Source organism: Streptomyces sp. NPDC005393, assembly GCF_040606675.1.
In the GTDB taxonomy this organism is placed as follows: Bacteria; Actinomycetota; Actinomycetes; order Streptomycetales; family Streptomycetaceae; genus Streptomyces.
This window is the reverse complement of the sequence record NZ_JBEXFG010000033.1, coordinates 76,558-86,150: the sequence shown is the minus strand read 5'-3', so window position 1 is coordinate 86,150 and position 9,593 is coordinate 76,558. Positions and strand designations below refer to the sequence as shown.

The 9,593-nt window shown below is 72.6% G+C and carries 9 protein-coding genes and 1 pseudogene; 7 read left to right on the top strand and 3 right to left on the bottom strand.

The features are described from left to right. Positions 1 to 104 precede the first annotated feature (104 nt). From ABZS71_RS24785 to ABZS71_RS24770, 4 genes and pseudogenes are all read left to right on the top strand, one after another. Positions 105 to 626 (top strand): annotated as a pseudogene (locus tag ABZS71_RS24785) (NYN domain-containing protein); the annotation flags it as partial. 46 nt (positions 627 to 672) lie between these two features. Continuing rightward, positions 673 to 1,692: an ABC transporter ATP-binding protein gene (locus ABZS71_RS24780; RefSeq protein WP_356213681.1), complete on the top strand. Its 1,020-nt coding sequence runs from the start codon at positions 673 to 675 to the stop codon at positions 1,690 to 1,692. A gap of 127 nt (positions 1,693 to 1,819) precedes the next feature. Continuing rightward, a complete protein-coding gene (locus ABZS71_RS24775) occupies positions 1,820 to 2,602 on the top strand; it encodes an ABC transporter permease (protein WP_355856799.1) in 783 nt (260 codons plus the stop codon). 59 nt (positions 2,603 to 2,661) lie between these two features. Then, on the top strand, positions 2,662 to 3,330 hold the full coding sequence (locus tag ABZS71_RS24770) for an ABC transporter permease (RefSeq protein ID WP_356213679.1): 669 nt from the start codon (positions 2,662 to 2,664) through the stop codon (positions 3,328 to 3,330). A 194-nt stretch (positions 3,331 to 3,524) separates the two neighbouring features. On the opposite strand, the gene ybaK is transcribed toward ABZS71_RS24770, so the two are convergent. Genes ybaK through ABZS71_RS24755 form a run of 3 tightly spaced genes read right to left on the bottom strand, consistent with a single transcriptional unit; the run spans position 3,525 to position 6,409 of the window. Then, positions 3,525 to 4,028 carry a Cys-tRNA(Pro) deacylase gene (ybaK, locus tag ABZS71_RS24765; RefSeq protein WP_356213677.1) on the bottom strand — a complete coding sequence of 168 codons (504 nt, stop codon included), beginning with the start codon at positions 4,026 to 4,028 and terminating at the stop codon, positions 3,525 to 3,527. Between the two features lie 10 nt (positions 4,029 to 4,038). Further along, positions 4,039 to 4,779 carry an LON peptidase substrate-binding domain-containing protein gene (locus ABZS71_RS24760; protein WP_356213675.1) on the bottom strand — a complete coding sequence of 247 codons (741 nt, stop codon included), beginning with the start codon at positions 4,777 to 4,779 and terminating at the stop codon, positions 4,039 to 4,041. Positions 4,780 to 4,813: 34 nt separating this feature from the next. Then, positions 4,814 to 6,409, bottom strand: a complete 1,596-nt coding sequence (locus ABZS71_RS24755; RefSeq protein ID WP_355856704.1) for an oxidoreductase — start codon at positions 6,407 to 6,409, stop codon at positions 4,814 to 4,816. A 155-nt stretch (positions 6,410 to 6,564) separates the two neighbouring features. Between ABZS71_RS24755 and hisD the strand changes: the two genes are divergently transcribed. From hisD to hisB, 3 genes are all read left to right on the top strand, one after another. Beyond that, on the top strand, positions 6,565 to 7,890 hold the full coding sequence (gene hisD, locus ABZS71_RS24750) for a histidinol dehydrogenase (protein WP_355856707.1): 1,326 nt from the start codon (positions 6,565 to 6,567) through the stop codon (positions 7,888 to 7,890). Then, a complete protein-coding gene (locus tag ABZS71_RS24745) occupies positions 7,887 to 9,005 on the top strand; it encodes a histidinol-phosphate transaminase (protein WP_356213673.1) in 1,119 nt (372 codons plus the stop codon). The genes hisD and ABZS71_RS24745 overlap by 4 nt, the downstream gene beginning before the upstream one ends. After that, on the top strand, positions 9,002 to 9,593 hold a 592-nt coding region (hisB, locus tag ABZS71_RS24740), incomplete at its 3' end, for an imidazoleglycerol-phosphate dehydratase HisB (RefSeq protein ID WP_355856713.1). The genes ABZS71_RS24745 and hisB, both read left to right, overlap by 4 nt.

Genomic DNA, 9,593 nt, shown 5'->3' with positions numbered 1-9,593 from the left:
AGACGGCCTCCCACTGCTTGCCGTCCAGCAGCCGCGCCCGCGGGTCCGCCCACCGGTTCGACGGCGAGGCGAACACGTCGCGCCGGTTCAGCGCGGCCGCGGGCGGAGGGAAGGGCGTGCCCACCCCGAAGGACCTCGCCGGACTCGGCCGCGGCCCCGGCGGGCACGGCGGACACACGGGGCAGCAGCCGGTCCCCAGCGCCACCCTGCGCTGGTCCTCCGACAAGGGCTGGGTCGACCGCGGCCCGGCCGCCGGGGTGGGCGAGCCGCCGGAGACGGCCAATCTCCCCATGCTGGCCCAGCTCACCAGCGCCGAGCAGCGCTGGGCCGACCGCGAGGAGGACATCACCGCCGTCAGCGGCGATCCCTTCGAGGTCGGCCAGGTCTTCGCCCGCCGCTGGATCGAGCGGCTCTCCGAGCCGGGCCATCTGCAGCAGCTCTCGACCGAGTATCCGCGCATCCCGCACCGCATCGACGGCGAACTGCTGCGGTACGCCGCGCGCTTCGGTCTGCTCGCCCACAAGGACGACCAGATCGACGAGCACGACCGCTATGCGATCCGGGCGGGCTTCTGGCGCGAGATCGATCTCCGTACGGCGGCCGAGCACGCGGCGGCGGGCGAGTAGGCCCCGAGGGCGAGTCCGGGTGTTTGGGCGCGTACCCTCATAGCTCGTGAGGACGGGCGCGAAACAGGCGACGAGCGGCGATGTGGTGTGCACCGTGCGCGGCCTGGTCAAGACCTATCCCGCGGCGCGCGGCCGCCGAGGCACGCCCGCCACGCCCGCCGTCCGGGCCAGCGACGGCATCGACCTCGATGTGGCCCGCGGTGAGGTCTTCGGACTGCTCGGGCCCAATGGCGCCGGCAAGTCCACCCTCGTACGGCAGCTCACCGGGCTGCTGCGGCCCGACGAGGGCAGTGTGCGGGTGCTCGGCCACGATCTCGTACGCCACCCCGAGCGCGCCGCCCGCCTCCTCGGCTACCTCGGCCAGGACTCGACCGCGCTCGACGAGCTGACCGTCTCCCTCGCGGCCGAGACCACCGCCCGGCTGCGCGGGCTCGATCTCCGCGCCGCCCGTGCCGCGCGGGACGCGGTGATCGAGGAGCTGGGCCTGGGCGAGTTCGCCGGGCGCCCGCTCAAGAAGCTCTCCGGCGGCCAGCGGCGGCTGGCCTGCGTCGCCGCCGCGCTGGTCGGGGAGCGGCCGCTGCTCGTACTGGACGAGCCGACCACCGGGATGGACCCCATCGCCCGGCGGGCCGTGTGGGCCGCCGTCGACCGTCGGCGGGCCGAACGGGGCGTGACGGTGCTGCTCGTCACCCACAACGTGATCGAGGCAGAGACCGTCCTCGACCGGGTCGCCGTGCTGGAGCGCGGCCGGGTCATCGCCTGCGACACGCCCGCCGGGCTCAAGGCGCTCGTCGCCGACGAGGTGCGGGTCGAGCTGGTCTGGCGCGCCGAGCCGCCCCTGCACCTCCCCGGGGTCGCCGCTCTGCGGGAGGCCGCTGCCGCCTCCGGGCGCCGCTGGACCCTGCGGCTCGCCGCGGACGACGCGCGCGCCGCCATCGCCACCGTGACCGGAGGCCCCGCCTTCGCCGCGCTGGACGATTTCACCCTCGCGACACCCAGCCTGGAAGATGTGTACGTGGCCCTGGGCGGCCGCGCGGAGGGCAGGGAGGGTCTGGTGAAGGCGTGAACGCGGCGGTGACCGGGTCCGTAACAAGCCGTAAGTGCAGGTAGGCGAAGAGGAGCAGCGCAACGTGAGTGTCGTGCCCGCCGTGTCCGGTGTGTCCGGTGTGTCCGGGGCACCGGATGCCTCCGGTGTGCCGGCCGGTGAGGCCGATGACGTGCCCGCCCCGCTGGCGGCCCCCGCGCGCCTCTTCCCCGCGCTCGCCGCGGTCTACCGGGCCCAGCTGTCGCGGGCCCGGGTGGCCCGGATACCGCTGCTGTTCGTGGCGACCTTCCAGTCCGTCGGGATCATGATCCTGATGCGCGGGGTCGTGGACGGCGGAAGCGAGGCGCGGTCCGTGGTCGCCGGGTCCAGCGTGCTCGTCGTCGCCTTCGTGGCGCTCAACCTCCTCGCGCAGTACTTCGGCCAGCTGCGGGCGAGCGGCGGGCTCGACCACTACGCGACCCTGCCCGTGCCGCCCGCCGCCGTCGTGCTCGGCGCGGCCGCCGCGTACGCCTCCTTCACCGCGCCCGGAACGGCCGTCACCGCGATCGTGGGCAGCACCCTCTTCCAGCTGCCGATGGGGCATCTGTGGATCCTCGCCGCCGTGATCCCCCTGTCCGGAGCCGCCCTCGCCGGTCTCGGCGCCGCGCTCGGACTGCTCGCCCCGCGCCAGGAACTCGCCACGCTCTGCGGGCAGTTGGGGATGTCCGCCGCGCTGCTGCTGGGGGTGCTGCCGGCCGGGCGCATGCCGGAGGTAGTGTCGTACGCGCGTGATCTGCTGCCGTCGACGTACGGTGTGGAAGCCTTGGCGCGGTCCTTCGACGGGCAGCCCGACTGGTTGGTGGTCTGCGCCGACCTCGGGGTGTGCGCGGGGGTGGCCGTGGTGTCGCTTGCCGCCGCGACCTGGGCATACCGGCGGGCGGCCGTGCGGTGACGCGCCGCAGCGGACCTCCCGCTGACCGATGTACGCCATCCGCCTGGCACGATGACGGGGTGACCGCACCGTTGACGCCACATGATCAGCCTTCGCCGCACGACGAGTCCGCCGATGGCCGGCCCGAGCCGCCGTATCAGGACTCCTCCGCGCCGTATCCCTCCGACCCGGAGCACGCCGAGCACGCCGAGCACTCCGAGCCCGGGCCTGAGTTGCGGGCCGAGCTGGTCCAGGCGTCGCTGGTGGCGATCGCCGTGGCGGTGTCCGGGGTGCTGCTCGGTCTGCTGTGGCTGTGGCTGGCGCCGAAGGTTCCCCTGGTCTGGGACGGCGGCTCCGCCGTCTATCTGAAGAACTCCGAGGGGGAGGACGCGATCGGCGCGGACGGCGTCTTCACGCTGCTCGCGCTGGCCTTCGGGGCCGTATCGGCGCTTGTGGTGTTCCTCCTCTTCCGGCACGGCGGCATCGCCCTGGTCATCGGGCTGGCGATCGGCGGGGTGCTCGCCTCGATCATCGCGTGGCGGCTCGGCGTATGGCTGGGCCCGACCTCGAACGTGGTGGCCCATGCGAAGGACGCCGGCAAGGGCGTCACCTTCGACGGCCCCCTGAAGCTGGGCGCGAAGGGCGCGCTGCTGTCGTGGTCGGTGGCGGCGATGGTGCTGCACCTGGTCCTGACGGGCCTGTTCGGCCCGAGGGACCCGGAGCCGGAGCCGTTTCCGGCGGCGCGGTAGGTCGTTTCCCGGGTGCCGAGCGTCGGCGGCTTCCGGTCCCGGTGGCCCGGCCCCCGGTCCCGGTGGCGTGGGGGTGGGTGCTCCCCATCCCCTCCCGGGCGCTGGCCCGGTTTCCCGTTCGAGCGGGGTGTGGGGGTGGAGCCCCCGAAACCGGGATCCGGGGCGGAGCCCCGGACCGTATGTCGGGCGTACCGCTACGCGTTCAGGCGGGCGATGGGGGCCAGGACCGCTTCCGTGAGGGTTGCCAGGTCCGTGGGGGAGAGCTCGACCTCCAGGCCGCGGCGGCCCGCCGAGACATGGATCGTGGCGTGCGCGGTCGCGGAGGCGTCCAGGGCCGTGGGGAGGCGCTTGCGCTGGCCGAGGGGGGAGATGCCGCCGCGGACGTAACCCGTGGTGCGCTCGGCCGCCGCCGGGTCCGCCATCGTGGCGCGCTTGCCGCCGACCGCCGCCGCGAGGGCCTTGAGGTCGAGGGTCGCGGAGACGGGGACGATCGCGACGGTGAGGCGGTCGTCGACGCTGGCGATGAGGGTCTTGAAGACCCGGCCCGGCTCGATGCCGAGCGCCGCCGCGGCCTCCTCGCCGTAGGAGGGGGCGGCGGGGTCGTGGTCGTAGGAGTGCAGGGTGAAGGGCGTCCCCGCGGCGGTCAGAGCCGTGGTGGCGGGGGTGCCGGCGGCGTTCTTCCTGGGCTTCTTGGCCATATCCGGTGCGTCAGTTGGGGCTGGTGGGGCGGCGGGTCAGATCGACGGCGGGGAGCGACGGGAGCTTACCGATGACCGCGCTCTCGGCGCGCAGCATTTTCAGCTCCTCGGCCAGCCGGCTGGCTGTGTCCGGTGCCTGGAGCAGCCGCTGCTTGGCGGGCGTGTCGAGCACGGCGGCGGCCGCGACGAGGTAGGAGAGCACGGACGGCTCGCCCGGCAGGTCCTGCTCGGCGGCGAGGGTGCGTTCGCGGGCGCCCGCGAGCCGCTTCTGGTAGGTCCGGAAGGCCCGTACGACCCCGGAGGCCAGCGCCCCGGCGCCGTCGCCCTGTTCTTCCTCCAGCTCTTTGACCTCGGCGGTGAGGTATGGGCCGGAGGAATCGACGGAGAGCAGTTGGAAGCGGGTGGTGCCGGTGGCGAGCACCTCGAAGGTGCCGTCCTCCTGTTCCCGGATGGTGGCCGCGTCCACGACACAGCCGACGGGGTAGAAGGACTTGGCGGGATCCGGCCCGAACCCGGCGGCGGGGCCGCGGTCGGGCAGGGTGACGGCGTCCGGGAGGCCGAGCGCGCTGGGGGCGGCCTCATGGCCGTCCCGGATCGCGATCACCCCGAACCGGCGCGGCGCGTCCTCGGGGAGCGCCGACAGATCGCGCATCAGGGAGCGGTACCGCTGCTCGAAGACGTTCAGGGGCATGACGAGCCCCGGGAACACCACCGTGTTCAGCGGGAAGAGCGGAAGGCGCGCGGAGGTCACGGGGCGTAAGCCTAATGGCCCCGCGCGTCCCACTTCACTGGCGGCGCAGCAGCCGGGAGGCGCCGGCGGCGACCGTGGTCGCCAACACCCAGCCCAGCAGGATCATGACGATGGTCGCCCATTGGACCGCGCCGGCGGGTTTCCAGTAGCCGTCCTGGCCCAGATCGACGACCGGGATCAGCAGGTCGAGGGTGTAGAGCGTGGCGTTCCAGTTCGGGGATTCAGCCGGCTTGATGGCCTCCGGTCTGTTGTGGGCGAAGAAGACGGAACCGACCGCCCACAGCACCGCCATCCACACCGCCGCCCGCCCGGGGCGGTAGCCGTAGGCCACGGTCCAGTCCTGGAGGTAGCCCCACATCTTCCCGGCGGGCGGCAGGGTTTCACGGCGGCGGCGCTGCTTGGCGAGCAGCACTTCGCGCGCGTCGGCGTCCTCGCCGCTGGCGCGCAGCGAGTTCGCCAGCATCTCGTACGGCTCGGGCGCGTACTCCGGGGTCGCGGCGGCCACCCACTCCAGCCGCCGGGCCAGCGGGAAGTGGCCGCGCGGGATCAGGCATTCGTAGGAGAACCCGGCCATGGTCAGCCCGCCGGGCCCCGGCCAGCTCACCGATTTGTCGACAAGGTTGACGACCCGGGCGCCGGACAGGATGACCCGTCCACGCTGCGGCCGCTCCCCGATGAAGCGCAGTTCGGGGGTCTGGACGCGGCGCAGCGACAGCTCCTGGTCGCTCTCCATGATGAAGCGGGCCTGGTCGAAGTCGATGGCGTCGCCGATCCGCCCGTCGTCCAGCCGGATCCCGCCCTCGCATTCGAAGCGCTGGATGCGCGTGCCGCGGGTGGGCGTGCTGGCGGTGCCGTAGGGCGGGGTGGAACCGCTGGAGTAGGTGCTGACCCCGCCGCTGGTGAGGTACAGGCTGCGCTCGACGGTCAACTGCGGTGCGTTGAGCGCCCGCCGCCCGTACGGATTGCGCAGCCGGCTGCCGCGCAGACTGAGCGACACGCCGACCTGCGCGCCGCGCAGGCTCAGCTCGCCGTACGACTCGATCATGTCGGCCTGGAAGTCCTGGGCGACGGTCAGCCCGTCGGCGCTGATCGACAGGCCCCGGCGGTCCCGGCGCACGATCAGCTGGTTGAGGAGTAAATCCGTACCGATGTGGGCGTCAGTGAGCCGGATGCCGTGCTCGACCACGCAGCGCGGCAGATGCAGATCGCCCTCGGTGCGCAGCCGGGCCGCCTCCAGCCGGGGCAGGGCGCAGCCCACCAGGCGCAGGGTGGTGAAATGCGATTCGGGGAGCAGGACCTCCCTCTCGAAGCGGCAGTTCTTCAGCTCGACGTATGGATTGATCACCCCGCCGGCCAGGTCGAGCGTGCCGGTGATGTGCACCCCGTTGAGCTTGAGCGCGGCGACCCGGCCCGGCTGGGCGGGCGGACCGTCCAGCAGCAGGAGGGCGACGACGCGCGCGCGGACACTGCGCTCGGGGCCCCAGGCGTAGGGGCCGGAGGGGTCGTTCCGCTGGGGGTGGGAGGTCCGCAGATCGTGGGTGCTGCCGTTGCGGAACGCCTGCCACATGCCCCACTCCGCGGTGGTCAGGTCGAGCCCGGGGGGTGGGTCGCCATCGTGCGGCTCGGTCACAGCCGTGTGCCCTCCTGTTCTCCGTATCCCCGTACGGACCACATTCCCGCTGAGTAACCGGTTGAACGCCAACGGTCAGGGTCAACTTAGAGTGTGCGTATCACTGACTGATACGGGGGGAGGGGCGCCGGTGCGGGTCTGAGACAATTGATCGCGTGATCTCCCGAATCGATCTGCGCGGTGCCGCCTTCCCCGAGGGCGGGATCGACCGTGACCTGCTGCCCCGTGCCGAGCTCGACGTCGAGGCCGCCCTGGAGAAGGTGCGGCCCATCTGCGACGACGTGCGCCATCGTGGCACCGCGGCGCTGATCGACTACGCGCATCGGTTCGACGGCGTCACGATAGAGCAGGTCCGGGTACCGGCGGAGGCGCTGAAGCGTGCCCTGGCGGAGCTGGACCCGGCCGTGCGGGCCGCACTGGAGGAGTCCGTCCGGCGGGCCCGGCTGGTCCACCGCGAGCAGCGGCGCGCCGACCACACCACGCAGGTCGTGCCGGGCGGCACGGTCACCGAGCGCTGGGTGCCGGTCGAGCGGGTGGGGCTCTACGTACCGGGCGGGCGGTCCGTCTATCCGTCCTCCGTGGTGATGAATGTGGTGCCCGCGCAGGAGGCCGGGGTCGGCTCGATGGCCGTCGCCTCGCCGCCGCAGAGTGACTTCGGCGGGCTGCCGCACCCCACGATCCTGGCGGCCTGTGCGCTGCTGGGCGTCGATGAGGTGTACGCGGCGGGCGGCGCCCAGGCCGTGGCGATGTTCGCGTACGGCACGGAGGACTGCCGTCCGGCCGCGATGGTGACCGGGCCGGGCAATATCTGGGTCGCCGCGGCCAAGCGGCTGCTCAAGGGGCGTATCGGCATCGACGCCGAGGCCGGCCCGACCGAGATCGCGATCCTCGCCGACGCGACCGCCGATCCGGTGCATGTCGCCGCGGACCTGATCAGCCAGGCCGAGCACGACCCGCTGGCCGCGTCCGTGCTGGTCACCGACTCCGAGGAGCTGGCCACCGCGGTCGAGAAGGAGCTGGAGGTCCAGATCGGCGCGACCAAGCACGTCGAGGACCGGATCGCCCCGGCTCTGAGCGGGCGGCAGTCCGGCATCGTGCTGGTCGACGGCCTTGAGCAGGGCCTGGCCGTCGTGGACGCGTACGCGGCCGAGCATCTGGAGATCCAGACGGAAGACGCGGCGGCGGTCGCGGCCCGGGTGCGGAACGCCGGGGCGATCTTCGTCGGGGCGTACGCACCGGTCTCGCTCGGCGACTATGCCGCGGGCTCCAACCATGTGCTGCCCACGGGCGGCTGTGCCTGCCACTCCTCGGGGCTGTCCGTGCAGTCCTTCCTGCGCGGCATCCACGTGGTGGACTACAGCCGCGAGGCGCTGGCCGAGGTCGCGGGCCATGTGGTGACGCTCGCCGAGGCGGAGGATCTGCCCGCCCACGGCGCCGCGGTGAAGGCAAGGTTCGACTGGAAGGTGCCACCGAGCAAGTGACCGGCATTGACGATCTCCCGATCCGGGACGAGCTCCGTGGCAAGTCCCCGTACGGCGCCCCGCAGCTCGATGTCCCCGTACGGCTGAACACCAACGAGAGCCCGTATCCGCTGCCCGAGCCGCTGGTGGCGCGGATCACGGAGCGGGTCGCCGAGGCGGCCCGCCATCTCAACCGCTACCCGGACCGGGACGCGGTGGAGCTCCGTACCGAGCTGGCGCGGTATCTGACCCGTACGGCCGGGCTCGAGGTGGGGCCGGCCCAGGTGTGGGCGGCCAACGGGTCGAACGAGGTGCTGCAGCAGCTGCTCCAGACCTTCGGCGGGCCGGGGCGCACCGCGATCGGCTTCGAGCCCTCCTACTCGATGCACGCGCTGATCTCGCGCTCCACCGGCACCGGCTGGATTTCCGGTCCGCGGAATCCGGATTTCACCATCGATGTGGACGCGGCCTGTAAGGCCATCACCGAGCACCGCCCCGACGTCGTCTTCATCACCTCCCCGAACAATCCGACGGGGACGGCCGTCGAGGCCGGGACGGTGCTCGCCCTGCACGAGGCGGCGCAGGCGGCCAGGGCGGACAGCGCCGGGGCGCTCGTCGTCGTGGACGAGGCGTACGGGGAGTTCAGCCACCGCCCGTCGCTGCTCCCGCTGATCGAGGGGCGGCCGCGGCTGGTCCTCTCCCGGACGATGTCCAAGGCGTTCGGCGCGGCCGGGCTGCGGCTCGGCTATCTCGCCGCGCATCCGGCCGTGGTGGACGCCGTCCAGCTCGTCCGGTTGCCGTACCACCTGTCCGCCGTCACCCAGGCCACCGCGCTGGCCGCCCTGGAGCACACCGATACGCTGCTGGGGTACGTCGAGGCGCTCAAGGCCGAGCGCGACCGGCTGGTGCGCGAGCTGCGCAGCATCGGCTGCGAGGTGACCGACTCGGACGCCAACTTCGTGCAGTTCGGACGCTTCGAGGACGCCCACGCGGCGTGGCAGTCCCTGCTGGACCGGGGCGTCCTGGTCCGTGACAACGGCGTACCGGGGTGGCTGAGGGTCACCGCGGGCACCCCGACCGAGAACGACGCGTTCCTCGACGCGGTACGCGAGCTGATGAAGGAGACGAGCGCATGACCCGCGTGGGACGCGTGGAGCGCAGCACCAAGGAGACCTCGGTCGTCGTCGAGATCGACCTCGACGGCACCGGACAGGTCGATGTGTCAACGGGTGTCGGCTTCTACGACCACATGCTCGACCAGCTCGGCCGCCACGGCCTCTTCGACCTCACGGTCAAGACCGAGGGCGACCTGCACATCGACACCCACCACACCATCGAGGACACCGCCCTCGCGCTCGGCGCCGCCTTCAAGCAGGCGCTCGGCGACAAGGTGGGCATCTACCGCTTCGGCAACTGCACGGTGCCGCTGGACGAGTCGCTGGCCCAGGTGACCGTCGACCTCTCCGGCCGCCCGTATCTCGTGCACAGCGAGCCGGAGAACATGGCGCCGATGATCGGCACCTACGACACCACGATGACGCGGCACATCCTGGAGTCCTTCGTGGCCCAGGCGCAGATCGCCCTGCATGTCCACGTCCCGTACGGGCGCAACGCCCACCACATCGTCGAGTGCCAGTTCAAGGCGCTGGCGCGGGCCCTGCGGTACGCGAGCGAGCGCGATCCGCGGGCGGCCGGGATTCTCCCTTCGACCAAGGGTGCGCTGT

What these genes read in the sequence shown, in the direction of transcription:
- ybaK (WP_356213677.1), bottom strand. Translation starts at nt 4,028, where the DNA reads ATGGCCAAGAAGCCCAGGAAGAACGCCGCCGGCACCCCCGCCACCACG.